Origin of the sequence: Escherichia sp. KS167_9B (genome assembly GCF_030295215.1) — a bacterium.
Classification (GTDB): Bacteria; Pseudomonadota; Gammaproteobacteria; order Enterobacterales; family Enterobacteriaceae; genus Escherichia; species Escherichia coli_F.
The window spans coordinates 4,735,458-4,749,011 of sequence record NZ_AP025754.1; the positions used below are offsets into that span (position 1 = coordinate 4,735,458).

Below are 13,554 nucleotides of genomic sequence, written 5' to 3' on the forward strand. Positions count from 1 at the left end.
TTTATTATTTATGCCGTGCGTTTACGGGCTTCTATTTCTTCAACAATGCGGACGTACATTTTCTCGTTCAGACTGTAGAAGCAACCCATCGTAACAATGGTGACTACCGCCAGTGCGCTTGGGTAGATGAAGATCAGCTGGCGTAAACCTTCGATGGTATGGTCAGCCTGCGCCACGTTTGGCACATAGCCGATTTGCGTCAGCATCCAGCCTGGGAAGAAACCTGCCAGCGCCTGAGATACTTTGCGAAAGAAGGTGAAGCCGGTGTAGACCGTACCTTCCGAACGAACGCCGGTGCGCCACTCGCCGTACTCGACGGTGTCGGAAACCAGTGCCCAGTTCAGGCTGTTAACAAACGCCGAGCCGAAGAATGCCAGGCAGGAGAACGCCACAAAACTGACCGAGCCGCCGCCGAAGAAATAGTTGAGCAGATCGCCCAGCACCCAAATCAGCAGGCCGCCGATATAGACCTTCTTCTTACCAAAACGTCTGACTGCACCAGGCATCAGGAACACGCCGATGAAAATACAGCCCATGCTGAAAAATCCCATATATGACAACAGGATGGGATCGTTAAGCACGTACTGGGTGTAATAGACCTGAATGGCGAGCTTGACGTTAAATGCCCCTAAGGTACAGAGGTTAGCAATGCACAAAATGAACAGCGGGCGGTTACCGGCAATTGCGCGGAAAGACTGCAACAAGCCTGGCTTTTGCGCCGGATTTGCAGGTTGCGTTTCGACATAACGCTCTTTCACGCCCGAATAGCAGATCCACATAAACAGCAGGCCGAACAGTGAAAACAGCGTGGCGGCGAAGATATAGCCAAGTTGCTGATTACCCTCGATAAGATTCATAACCGGCACGAATCCCACCGTACAAAGCAGCAGGCCCAATGTAGCGCCACCCTGACGCCATGCCGCCAGTGATGCGCGTTCGTTGGGGTTTTTGGTAATAGCGGGGACCATTGCGCCATAAGAGCAGTTCATCATGCTGAAAAACAGCCCGTAGAGCATAAACAGGATAGTGGCCATCACCGTTTTACCGGTGACATCAAACGGTGTGCCGACAAAGTTGGCGATCGCCAGTAAGGTGACCGGGAATGACGCATACAGAATAAAAGGACGGAACTTACCTTTTGGACCGATCTTGCGTCGGGAATCGAGCATGATGCCGGTACCCATATCGGTAAACGCAGTAAAGAACTTCGAAATCAAAAAGATAATGCCGCCATAGGTACCGGGCAGCCCCAGAACGTCGGTATAAAACTTCAAAAGATAAAGCGTGCCGATATCCAGCAGGATGTTAGAGGCCAGATCGCCGATACCGTAAGAGAGTTTCTCTTTAAAGGGCAGGCGTAAAGTAGCCGGATCTTCCGTTGTGATGTGACTCATCGTTGTTCTCCCTGTGCCCGTGAGTTTCCCCACGGGCGGACGTGATTAGATGCTTTTTAACGAGGCGAACAGTGCAGCCCATTCGCTGTCGGCGCGATAAAAGACCGGCGGTTTGCCGATGGGCGCTTCAACGGTGACTTCTCCGCCGTGGAAGGTTTCTCCGCTCCAGGTGTGGACCCAGTTATCCTCTGGCAGATAGAGCGTCCAGTCGCTGCGACCTTGCTCGTGCACCGGAGCGACCAGAATGTCGCGGCCCAGCAGGTACTGATATTTCAGGGTGTAGGTGTGTGCATCGTCTTCGTAATGCAGGAACAGCGGGCGCATAACGGGCAGACCGGACTTCGCGTTCTGCGCGACGGCGTCTTTGAGGTAAGGTTTCAGGGTGGTGAAGACGGTGGTCATACGGGCAAAATGGGCGATGGTTTCCGCGTCGCCGTCAAACTGCCAGTTGTCGCCAGGACGGTTACCTTCGTGGGTGCGCATCATCGGCGTGAAGGCGCTGAAATCGCACCAGCGCAGCAGCAGCTCTTTGCTGCGCTTCATCTCAAACAGGGTGGTGTAACCGCCAATGTCACTGTGATGCAGGCCATGCCCGGTCATCGCCAGCGAGAGCGCCGCCGGAACAACCGACGCCAGGCCATCGTCCAGACTCCAGTCGACGTTCTGGTCGCCCGCCCACATCATGGTGGAGTATTTCTGGCTACCGGTAGAACCGGCGCGCATAAAGAAAAGGATCTCGCCAAGCTTGCCCGTTTCTTCAAGGGCTTCGTAGTTACATTTCGCCCACAGTGCGGGCCAGGCGTTATGCATAATTTCGGCGCTAACGCCGTTATGCAGATACGTATCGGTCGGCAAATATTCGCCAAAATCTGCCATCCAGCCGCCGCAGCCCAATTCGATCATGTTTTTCTTGATGACCTCTTTAAACCAGGAATAGGCTTCAGGATTGGTCAAATCGACAACGCCGCCGTAAAACTCCCCAAATTCCACCAGATAGTCACCGCCAGAGGCATCTTTTGCCAGATAGCCATGTTGCGCCGCTTCTTCGCAGAGATCTTTATCGCTGGCAACATACGGGTTGATGTAGGCGAGGAACTGCACGCCTTCTTCTTTCCATTGCTTGATGCGGGAATCTAACTGTGGGTAGTTTTCACTGTTCCACTTCCAGTTCCACATCACACGTTTGCCAAAAGAGGTCATACGGATCCCGGACCAGTCCTGCGCCCAGATGCCGTTGACCTTCACGCCCGCGTTACGCATGGTGTCCAGTTTCTTCTGGCATACATCTGTCCCGCCCTGAATACCTAGCGTTACCCCGTCATAAATCCAGTCGGGCAGTTCTGGCTGACGTCCCAGCAGGGCGGTTAATTTTTCCAACAGGGAGATGTATGTGTCCGCACATTCAAAACGCAGGGTGGCATTGTCTTCCCACAATGCCAGTTCATGGTATTCCGGAGCACTGAAGTCGAAGTTCATATAGCAGCTGTTATCGACATGGCAGTAATACTTCTGCGTGCTGACAAAAGTAGGCTGCGGGAAGAAAGTCCAGTAATAGTCGCCGCCCGCGTTCTCTTTGCAGTCGGCCTGCCAGGTGACATAGGTTTGTTTGTTGCGACCAACGCCTTGTTCACTGGTCCATAGCGGGAACGGTTTGCCGCGCAGATCAAAGTAGGAGAATTGTTCGCCGCAGCCGTAGATATGGTCCTCTGGTTGTGCGGCGAGACGCAGCCAGATGCGGTTATGGTGACGATCATCGTTTTGCAGTTTCAGCACTAAACGGCCTTGTTCGTCAGTAGAGATATGCAGCGTGGCGCTAATGTCAGAACCACGGCAGAAATGGATTAACCAGCCATCCGGTGACTGGCTGACGATGGCGTCGGTCAGCGCAATTTTCTCCTGCAATTTATCTTTAATGCTGAAATTACCGCGGAACATATCGATATCCGCTATACCTGAGCCAATCGATAAGCAAGGATTATCTTTGCTATGGATTAAAATAAGACGGTCTTGAAAACGTAGAGTAAAACTGTCGTTATTCTGATGAAATTGAAAATCTAATAACTGTGGGCGTGGCGTATCCATAAATAATCTCCATAGAGTATAAAACTAATATTTCATGCCATCCTGTTATTACAGGTTTCATTAATTAAAGAATGTGTGAAGGTATAAATTAAAACCCGCATAATGATTATTTACTTTCTTCAGCCCGGCGGATTGCCGCCACTTTTTTACCAAATGCCAGTTGCAGTATAACTAACAAGGTAAACGGAGGCAGAAGTGCGGCAGCAGCGGGAATTCCCAACGCACCTTTTATCAACATAGAACCGGAGGCAATCAACAATAAAAAGACCATCACACGAAACACTTTGACCGAAATGCGTTTATGCACATATTGTCCAATCAGTGAACCGAGGATCATGGTGGGAATACAAAACAGCACCAGTTTAAAGATAGAAACAGTCAAAATTCCGCTGGTCGCCAGCCCGCCGATCACCGCGATGTTGTTTGCGGTGAAGAAGGCGTTCAGTGTGCCGCGAAATGCCGCCGGACCTAAGTTACGTAGCATCCCGTAGATAACCATCGGCGGCCCGTTGGTTGAGAACGCCGCGCCTAATGCGCCAGCTACTGCGCCGATAGGTGCGGCGATCCAGTTACGGTCATAAATCGGCAAGCGAGGAATAAACATGCTGTAAAAGGAGTAGAGGATAAGAAATCCACCTAAGCCCACTTTCATAAAATGGTCGGGTAAATACGACAGCGCATATAAACCGACGGGTATTCCCAAAAATGAGAAAATAATCAGCACCATTGCCGAGCGCCAATCCGTTTCTTTGCGTGATAGCCAGGTGGCGTACAAGGCGGTTGCGGTGCCGACAATTACCGAAAGTGGTGTTGCCATTTTTACGGGGAGCATTAACGTGACGAGTGGCATGGTGGTTAAACCGCCACCAAATCCCGCGCATATCCCCACAAAGGTATAAAGAAACATCAACGCGATAACGATACATACCACGTTTGTTTCCAGCATGGCCCCATCTGGCGAAAATAACGTAAAAAAGTCCATAATATTTCCTGTTGTGTAAATACAACCCTAAACAATGATCTCGTTTTTTTCTTAATGAAATTAATTGTGCTGCCCGTGAATATTAAAAAACAGGCGATGCGTTTTTCCTGGTTCCAGTAATAATAAATCGGTGCCGGAATTAAAGGCGTTAGGCGGGCAACTCATAGGTTCAATTGCCAGTCCCTGACGCTGTAATTTTTCGCCGCTATAAACCTGCACCCAGGGTTGATCGGAACAAAGACTCACCGAAAGTGCCTGCTGTGGATGGGTAATGGTCATTTCCCACAGATCATTAGCGGTTTTAAAGGTATGGTCTATTTTTGTCGCGGCTATTTTTGTCGCCCGCGTGAAATTTAAATTCAGCTCATCAACGTGGTGAAGCGTTGTCGGATTTGCGTGCTCATCGACGGCATAAACCTGTTCTGCCGGAAGCTGGAAAAGATAGTCATCAACAGATGTTAAGTTGCAGGTTAAATAAGGATGAATACCCACACCATAAGGTGCGGTCACAGTACCAATATTCTGGCTTGCGATCTCAACGGAAAGGCCCGTGCGAGCATTGAGCGAATAAACAACCTGCGAAGCCAGCATAAACGGATAGCCGTAACTGGGCGGTAGAAAAGCTGTCAGGGTAACGCTGGTGGCGGTTAATTCGCTAATTTGCCAGTCTCGCCAGGCAAGCAGCCCGTGAATAGCGGCTTTTGAACTATGTTCATTAATGGGTAACTGATATTCCTGTCCCCGATAGCGGTAACAGCCGTTGGCGATCCGGTTCGGCCACGGAATAAGCACTTTACCCAGATGCGCCAGCGGCATCTCTTCGGGTTTGTGCGGGATGACTAAATGACAACCCTGAAAAGTTAATTCAGCCAGACCAGCACCAACCGTCACGATAGTCGCGTGATAATCCCCCGCGGCAAGTGAAACGGTTTGTCCACTGCAATGCATGTTGGTGATTTGCATACGAGGCACCTTTATTGAATAACGACATACCCGGCATGTAGCCTGATATGCCGTTATTTCAGCTCAGTTATTTCGCGTTAACGTCCAGCAGGCCTGCGGCAACTGCCGGAGCCAGGCCTGGCGCTAACGGGATACGCGGGATCACCAGGCAATGCAGCAGGTGATAAATATCCTGTTTACCGTCCCAGACTTTGGTGGTGACCTTATTGTCCGCATCCAGCTCCTGCCACCAGGAACCATTTTCATAGTCCATCAGGTACTTAATGCAGTAGTCCCACCATGTCTGATACCAGGTTTCGTACTGGCGATCGCCGGTAACGGTGTAGAGCGCGTAAGCCGTACCCATCGCTTCGACGATAGGCCAACGCACACGTTCGCGGACCACCGGTTTGCCTTCCCAGTCAACGGTATAAACAATCCCGTCGGCACCATCGGGCGCCCAGGCATCGCGCACGGTGGCGTTGAACAGACCTTTGGCATCTTCTAGCAACCAGGCCGGAGGCTGTTCGCAACGGGCTTCCAGGGCAGCGTGGATATGCAGCATTAAACGGCCCCATTCGATCCAGTGGCCCGGCGTGCCTCCGAATGCGCGGAAGCGGTGCGCCGGGTTATCTTTGTTGTAATCCGGCAGCGGATTCCACTGGGTATCGAAGTGCTCGTTAACGCGATAATGATTATTTCTGGCGACGTCGTGGATAATGACGGAAGCCACGCGAATCGCGCGATCCAGCCATTTTTTGTCATGCGTTACGTCATAAACAATCAAGAAAGCTTCCACCGCGTGCATATTGGCATTGCCGCCGCGGTACTCTTCGGTTTTGCTGAAGGCTTCGTCCCAGGATTCCAGGCACATCTGCTCTTCTTCGCTCCAGAAGTATTTCTCGATAATTTCAATGGTGTAATCGAGCAGCTTACGCGCTTCCGGGTGACCCGTTGTGACGGCACTGGCAGCACCCAGCAGGGCAAAGAAATGTTGATAGCCCTGTTTGGAGGCATCCACCACGCCCTCGTCATTGACACAGGCATACCAGCCGCCATATTTTTTATCGCGCAGTGCGCCGTTCATGGCTTTGATACCATGATCAACCAACGAGTAAGCGCCAGGTCGACCCATCGCCGCAGCAACGGAATACACGTGCAACATACGGGCGGTGATCCACAGATGGGTGCCCATCTCTTCTTTGATTTGCCCTTTATTGCCTAACCAGCCAAAGCCAGTCGGTACTACGGAATTTTTACCAAAATCAAAGATGCGATCGGTTTCCTGTTCCAGCCAACGGTTGTGACTTAAGGTGTTAAACCATTTCATTTTTGTATCCTCATCTTAACGGCGTTTAGCCATCATTTCGTCGACGATATCGCCAAGTTGTTGTAATTTCGGTGCGCAAACGTCACGCAGCATCAGCTCGTTGTCCGGTAAACCGACAACCGATGCCCAGACGGCACGACCAGCCAGGAAGCCCGATGCACCCGCTGTCATTGCCACGCGTACGGCACGCGGGAACAGTTTTTCGTCGACGCCGGATGAGAGGATCACCCACGGCATATTGATATGGTCATTCAGACGTTGTGAAGCACTGAGAAGCTCTTGTTGCGGACCTTTGCCATAAAGCGGCATTTCAACTTTGTAGAGGTCAGCGCCACTGTCGCCCAGCTCTTTAGCGGCATCGATGATCGCTTGTTCGCGATCGAATTTATCGCCACGACGCGGTGGGCGGACGACTGGCTCAATGATGCTCACCAGACCGTGTGAGTGGCACAGTTCATTGAACTCTTTCACCATATCCAGGCGTTGCTGCGCATCTTCATCACTACGCCACAGCACCAGTAGTTTCAGGGCTTTGCCACCGTCTTGTTTGATTTGTAGCGGGTTGATTTTGCGGTCAATGACTACGCTATCTACCGGAATACCGTTGCCAGGGATGAACTCATCGGCGGCGACAATCATGGCGCAACTTTTGGCAATCGCGTTTTGCTCAACCACCTGGCGGTAGCAGAATTGTTGATCTACCAGAATCGCCGATGCATAAGGTGAAAGCGTCTTCGCGGTGTTAACTTTGAAATCAGTTAAAACGCTATCGGTTACTGGAGCGGGTGCGCCAGCCGCGGCAAACATCATGCGCATGGCTTCGCGCTGATCGACTGCCAGCATGGCAAAACCGCCCGATGCGCGCGTAATGTCGTTGATGGTGTACTTATTCATTCATTTATTCCTTTATCCAGTCGTTACATTTTTACTTTGGCAGTCATCCCGGCACTGACACGGACCTGCTCCAGAATGGCGGACCAGTCCTGGCGACCTCGACCCGCTGCGCGCGCCTGGCTATAAACCTCCCGTGAGGCGGCCCCCAGCGGCATCGGCACATGCAACTGGTTGGCAACATCGAGGGCGATGCCAAGATCCTTATGGGCAAGATCGATCATGAAGGCGGGAGAAAGATCTCCACTGAGGACTTTGTTCGGCCAGGAAGTGGTGAAGTGGCCTTTACCGGCGGCAGTACCGCTCATTACCTTGACGGCAACATCGAAGGGAAGATTCAGGGCTTCGCACAAAACGGCGGCTTCTGCCGACAACGCATTGAGCGCGATGCTCATGTAGTTGTTGATAAGCTTAACGCGGATCCCCATGCCCGGACCGCCCGCGTTGATCAACTCGCTGCCCATCGCCATCAGGATCGGCGTGGCGCGTTCAACTTGTTCAGCAGTGCCGCCAGCCAGCAGTAGCAGAGTACCGGTAATGGCATTTGCGGAAGTACGGCCAACCGGAACATCCATCATGCTGAAGCCTCTGACCTGCATATCAGCAATCAATTTATCGGTTTGCAGGGGGTGGATGGTCGACATATCAATGACCAGCGCATCGGAAGATAAGCTCTCACAGACACCGTTTTCACCGAACAACACGCTGCGCACCAGATCGCCATTCGGCAACATGGTAATGATAAATTCGGCATCTTTAGCGGCCTGCGCTGGGTTAGCAGCGGGAGTCGCCCCTTTGTCTACCAGATGCTGTACGGCTTCGGCATTCACATCGAAGACGCAAAGTTGATGCCCTTGCTGCAATAAATTGCTCGCCATTGGCGAACCCATTTGTCCTAAACCGATAAACGCGATTGCTGCCATAACCCTCTCCTGAATACAGTGATGTCACTTTTTGTCATTTATGACATACCTTGCTTGTCTGCTTTTGATCGTATTTGTAATTTATCGTCAAAAAATTGACAGCCGTCACTTTTTAAACAATTGGTGAAATTAAAATGAACGCATCCCAAAATGCTTAAGGAATGACCATGATTCGTGTTGCTTGTGTAGGAATTACCGTGATGGATCGCATCTATTACGTGGAAGGGTTGCCGACGGAGAGCGGTAAATACGTGGCGAAAAATTATACGGAAGTTGGCGGCGGGCCAGCGGCTACAGCAGCAGTTGCGGCGGCCAGACTGGGTGCGCAGGTCGATTTTATTGGTCGCGTCGGTGACGACGACACGGGAAACAGCCTGCTGGCAGAGCTGGAATCCTGGGGCGTTAACACCCGTTACACCAAGCGGTATAACCAGGCGAAATCTTCGCAATCCGCCATCATGGTGGATGCCAAAGGCGAGCGAATCATCATTAACTATCCCAGCCCGGACCTGCTGCCTGACGCAGAGTGGTTGGAGGAAATTGATTTCTCTCAGTGGGACGTGGTGCTGGCAGATGTACGCTGGCATGACGGCGCGAAAAAAGCCTTCACTCTGGCGCGGCAGGCGGGCGTGATGACCGTGCTGGACGGTGATATTACGCCGCAGGATATCAGTGAGCTGGTGGCGTTAAGCGATCATGCAGCTTTTTCAGAACCGGGTCTGGCGCGGCTAACGGGCGTGAAAGAGATGGCGAGTGCCCTAAAACAGGCACAAATGCTCACAAATGGACATGTCTATGTTACTCAGGGCAGTGCAGGCTGTGACTGGCTGGAGAATGGCGGGCGACAGCATCAGCCAGCTTTCAAAGTTGATGTGGTAGATACTACCGGTGCGGGCGATGTTTTTCACGGCGCATTGGCGGTGGCGCTGGCAACAGGTGGAGATTTAGCGGATTCCGTCCGCTTTGCCAGCGGTGTGGCGGCGTTAAAATGCACGCGTCCCGGTGGGCGTGCCGGGATCCCTGACTGTGATCAAACCCGATCTTTTTTGTCACTTTTTGTATAAAATGCCAGGGTGATGGTTTTTCGAGGAATTTTCATGAGCCTTACCGAACTGACCGGTAACCCGCGGCACGACCAACTCCTCATGCTGATCGCCGAGCGTGGGTATATGAATATTGATGAGCTGGCAAATCTGCTGGATGTTTCCACGCAGACGGTCCGCCGGGATATTCGTAAATTAAGCGAGCAAGGGCTGATCACGCGCCATCACGGTGGCGCGGGTCGGGCCTCCAGCGTCGTTAATACGGCGTTCGAACAGCGTGAGGTTTCGCAAACTGAAGAGAAAAAAGCGATTGCCGAAGCGGTGGCAGACTATATTCCTGATGGATCGACAATATTTATCACCATCGGTACGACTGTCGAACATGTCGCCCGGGCGTTACTTAACCATAATCATTTGCGGATAATCACGAACAGCCTGCGTGTGGCGCATATTCTGTACCACAACCCGCGCTTTGAAGTGATGGTGCCCGGCGGTACATTGCGCTCTCATAATAGCGGGATCATTGGCCCTTCAGCGGCTTCCTTTGTGGCCGATTTTCGGGCTGATTATCTGGTAACAAGTGTTGGGGCGATTGAGAGCGATGGCGCGTTGATGGAGTTTGATGTTAACGAAGCTAACGTGGTGAAAACGATGATGGCGCACGCGAGAAATATTCTGCTGGTCGCCGATCACACTAAGTATCATGCTTCGGCGGCGGTTGAAATTGGTAATGTGGCACAGGTCACTGCACTCTTTACCGACGAGCTGCCGCCCGCTGCGCTAAAATCACGTTTACAAGACAGCCAAATTGAAATCATCCTTCCCCAGGAAGACGCGTAGAATTTTGTGACCGTTGACCTTGCTTCATACCTGACCACATAGCCAAACCCATCCTTTCCCGCTACAGTTAATTTCTTGTGGCGCGAAAGGAGGCAAAAATGCTCTATATCTTTGATTTAGGTAATGTGATTGTCGATATCGACTTTAACCGTGTGCTGGGAGCCTGGAGCGATTTAACGCGTGTTCCCCTGGCTACGCTTAAGAAGAGTTTCCACATGGGCGAGGCGTTTCATCAGCATGAGCGTGGGGAAATTAGCGACGAAGCGTTCGCAGAGGCGCTGTGTCATGAGATGGCTCTACCGCTAAGCTATGAGCAGTTTTCCCACGGCTGGCAGGCGGTGTTTGTCGCGCTGCGCCCGGAAGTGATCGCCATCATGCATAAACTGCGTGAGCAGGGGCATCGTGTGGTGGTGCTTTCCAATACTAACCGCCTACATACCACCTTCTGGCCGGAGGAATACCCGGAAATTCGTGATGCTGCTGACCATATCTATCTGTCGCAAGATCTGGGGATGCGCAAACCTGAAGCACGAATTTACCAGCATGTTTTGCAGGCGGAAGGTTTTTCAGCCAGCGATACGGTCTTTTTCGATGACAACGCCGATAATATAGAAGGAGCAAATCAGCTAGGTATTACCAGTATTCTGGTGAAAGATAAAACCACCATCCCGGACTATTTCGCGAAGGTGTTATGCTAAAAAACATTCAGGACAAAGCCAGGCACCGTACCCGTCCGCTATGGGCCTGGCTAAAACTACTCTGGCAACGCATTGATGAGGACAATATGACAACCCTGGCAGGTAATCTTGCCTATGTGTCGTTGCTCTCATTAGTGCCGCTGGTTGCCGTTGTTTTTGCGCTTTTCGCCGCGTTTCCCATGTTTTCGGACGTCAGCATTCAGTTGCGTCACTTTATTTTTGCCAACTTTCTGCCTGCTACTGGCGATGTTATCCAGCGATATATCGAACAGTTTGTCGCCAATTCCAACAAAATGACCGCCGTCGGGGCGTGCGGGCTGATCGTCACAGCATTATTGCTGATGTACTCCATCGATAGCGCATTGAATACCATCTGGCGCAGTAAACGAGCGCGACCAAAAATTTACTCGTTTGCCGTGTACTGGATGATTTTAACGCTGGGGCCGCTGCTGGCAGGGGCCAGTCTGGCGATCAGCTCCTATCTGCTCTCTCTGCGTTGGGCAAGCGATCTCAATACTGTCATTGACAATGTGCTGCGTATTTTTCCGCTGTTGTTGTCGTGGATCTCCTTTTGGTTGCTCTACAGCATTGTTCCTACCATTCGCGTACCTAACCGCGACGCGATTGTCGGTGCGTTTGTCGCCGCACTCCTGTTCGAAGCAGGAAAAAAAGGTTTCGCGCTTTATATCACCATGTTCCCCTCATATCAGCTCATTTACGGTGTGCTGGCGGTGATCCCCATTCTCTTTGTCTGGGTCTACTGGACATGGTGTATCGTCTTGCTTGGTGCGGAAATTACTGTCACTCTCGGGGAATACCGCAAACTAAAACAAGCAGCTGAACAAGAAGAAGACGACGAACCATGATTGCATTAATTCAACGCGTAACCCGTGCCAGCGTCACCGTGGAGGGAGAAGTGACGGGCGAAATTGGCGCGGGACTTTTGGTGTTATTGGGTGTCGAAAAGGATGACGACGAACAGAAAGCAAACCGTCTGTGCGAGCGCGTGCTTGGCTATCGCATCTTCAGCGATGCCGAAGGCAAGATGAATCTCAACGTGCAACAGGCGGGCGGCAGTGTGCTGGTGGTTTCCCAGTTTACCCTCGCCGCAGATACCGAACGGGGGATGCGCCCAAGTTTCTCCAAAGGCGCATCACCGGATCGCGCAGAGGCGTTATATGACTATTTCGTCGAACGCTGCCGTCAGCAAGAGATGAACACGCAAACAGGACGCTTCGCTGCGGATATGCAGGTATCGCTGGTCAATGATGGCCCCGTAACATTCTGGTTGCAGGTATGAGCCAGCTTCCAGGGTTGTCACGGGAAACAAGAGAGAGTATCGCTATGTATCACCTTCGGGTTCCACAAACAGAAGAAGAATTAGAGCGTTACTATCAGTTTCGCTGGGAAATGTTGCGTAAGCCCTTGCATCAACCAAAAGGTTCGGAACGCGACGCGTGGGATGCGATGGCGCATCACCAGATGGTCGTCGACGAGCAGGGTAATCTGGTGGCAGTAGGGCGGCTGTATATTAATGCCGATAACGAAGCGTCCATCCGTTTTATGGCCGTTCATCCCGACGTGCAGGACAAAGGGTTAGGAACGCTGATGGCGATGACTCTGGAGTCGGTGGCGCGTCAGGAAGGCGTTAAGCGCGTGACCTGTAGCGCCCGTGAAGACGCGGTGGAGTTTTTCGCCAAGCTGGGGTTCGTTAATCAGGGAGAAATCACCACACCAACCACCACGCCGATTCGTCATTTTTTGATGATTAAACCCGTCGCCACTCTGGATGATATTCTGCATCGCGGCGACTGGTGCGCGCAGTTGCAACAGGCGTGGTATGAACACATCCCGCTTAGTGAAAAAATGGGCGTGCGCATTCAGCAATATACCGGGCAAAAATTTATCACCACCATGCCGGAAACCGGCAATCAGAATCCGCACCACACGCTGTTTGCCGGGAGTTTATTCTCGCTGGCTACGCTCACCGGTTGGGGGCTTATCTGGCTGATGTTGCGTGAACGCCACCTCGGCGGAACGATTATTCTGGCGGATGCGCATATCCGCTACAGCAAGCCGATTAGCGGAAAACCCCATGCGGTAGCCGACCTCGGTGCCTTAAGTGGCGATCTCGACCGTCTGGCGCGCGGACGAAAAGCACGGGTGCAGATGCAAGTAGAAATCTTTGGCGACGAGACGCCGGGTGCAGTGTTTGAAGGCACGTATATCGTTCTGCCCGCGAAGCCATTTGGCCCGTATGAAGAAGGCGGGAACGAAGAAGAGTAGCTGATGGAGAGGGGCGTACTGCCTCTCTCATTCTTTCAGGTCATTTACATCAGCCCCTGACTATTCCGGTTATATTGAATAAGAACTCCATAAATTTTTATTCTTCGTTGGCTCCATACGTGTCTTGCTACATCACTGTTCAG

Annotated in this window: 13 protein-coding genes; 6 read left to right on the plus strand and 7 right to left on the minus strand. The window is 51.8% G+C overall.

Annotation, left to right across the window (positions count from 1 at the left end; all coding sequences use genetic code 11):
• Positions 1-8: 8 nt before the first annotated feature.
• From QUE34_RS23680 to yihU, 7 genes are all read right to left on the minus strand, one after another.
• On the minus strand, positions 9-1,394 hold the full coding sequence (locus tag QUE34_RS23680) for an MFS transporter (protein WP_032304194.1): 1,386 nt from the start codon (positions 1,392-1,394) through the stop codon (positions 9-11).
• A 45-nt stretch (positions 1,395-1,439) separates the two neighbouring features.
• Entirely contained in the window at positions 1,440-3,476 is a 2,037-nt protein-coding gene (gene yihQ, locus QUE34_RS23685) for a sulfoquinovosidase (protein WP_032304196.1), read from the minus strand.
• A 106-nt stretch (positions 3,477-3,582) separates the two neighbouring features.
• On the minus strand, positions 3,583-4,458 hold the full coding sequence (locus QUE34_RS23690; protein WP_000345431.1) for a sulfite exporter TauE/SafE family protein: 876 nt from the start codon (positions 4,456-4,458) through the stop codon (positions 3,583-3,585).
• 60 nt (positions 4,459-4,518) lie between these two features.
• Positions 4,519-5,421 carry an aldose-1-epimerase gene (locus QUE34_RS23695; protein WP_001167556.1) on the minus strand — a complete coding sequence of 301 codons (903 nt, stop codon included), beginning with the start codon at positions 5,419-5,421 and terminating at the stop codon, positions 4,519-4,521.
• 67 nt (positions 5,422-5,488) lie between these two features.
• Complete coding sequence (yihS, locus tag QUE34_RS23700) at positions 5,489-6,730, minus strand: sulfoquinovose isomerase (RefSeq protein WP_000870914.1); 1,242 nt, start codon at positions 6,728-6,730, stop codon at positions 5,489-5,491.
• 15 nt (positions 6,731-6,745) lie between these two features.
• The gene (gene yihT / locus QUE34_RS23705) at positions 6,746-7,624 is read right to left on the minus strand and encodes a sulfofructosephosphate aldolase (RefSeq protein WP_103253702.1); all 879 of its coding nucleotides are present in this window, start codon (positions 7,622-7,624) and stop codon (positions 6,746-6,748) included.
• Between the two features lie 23 nt (positions 7,625-7,647).
• A complete protein-coding gene (gene yihU / locus QUE34_RS23710) occupies positions 7,648-8,544 on the minus strand; it encodes a sulfolactaldehyde 3-reductase (RefSeq protein WP_103253703.1) in 897 nt (298 codons plus the stop codon).
• A gap of 167 nt (positions 8,545-8,711) precedes the next feature.
• Between yihU and yihV the strand changes: the two genes are divergently transcribed.
• The 6 genes from yihV (at position 8,712) to fabY (ending at position 13,411) form a co-directional block, all read left to right on the plus strand.
• On the plus strand, positions 8,712-9,608 hold the full coding sequence (gene yihV / locus QUE34_RS23715; RefSeq protein WP_000621624.1) for a sulfofructose kinase: 897 nt from the start codon (positions 8,712-8,714) through the stop codon (positions 9,606-9,608).
• Between the two features lie 33 nt (positions 9,609-9,641).
• Positions 9,642-10,427, plus strand: coding sequence for a DeoR/GlpR family DNA-binding transcription regulator (locus QUE34_RS23720; protein WP_000059678.1), 786 nt, complete (start codon positions 9,642-9,644; stop codon positions 10,425-10,427).
• A 98-nt stretch (positions 10,428-10,525) separates the two neighbouring features.
• Positions 10,526-11,125, plus strand: coding sequence for a glucose-1-phosphatase (gene yihX, locus QUE34_RS23725; RefSeq protein ID WP_032304198.1), 600 nt, complete (start codon positions 10,526-10,528; stop codon positions 11,123-11,125).
• Complete coding sequence (locus QUE34_RS23730) at positions 11,119-11,991, plus strand: virulence factor BrkB family protein (protein WP_032185608.1); 873 nt, start codon at positions 11,119-11,121, stop codon at positions 11,989-11,991. The genes yihX and QUE34_RS23730 overlap by 7 nt, the downstream gene beginning before the upstream one ends.
• On the plus strand, positions 11,988-12,425 hold the full coding sequence (gene dtd / locus QUE34_RS23735; protein ID WP_000560983.1) for a D-aminoacyl-tRNA deacylase: 438 nt from the start codon (positions 11,988-11,990) through the stop codon (positions 12,423-12,425). The genes QUE34_RS23730 and dtd overlap by 4 nt, the downstream gene beginning before the upstream one ends.
• A 44-nt stretch (positions 12,426-12,469) precedes the next feature.
• Positions 12,470-13,411 carry a fatty acid biosynthesis protein FabY gene (gene fabY / locus QUE34_RS23740; protein ID WP_001297068.1) on the plus strand — a complete coding sequence of 314 codons (942 nt, stop codon included), beginning with the start codon at positions 12,470-12,472 and terminating at the stop codon, positions 13,409-13,411.
• Positions 13,412-13,554: the final 143 nt, after the last annotated feature.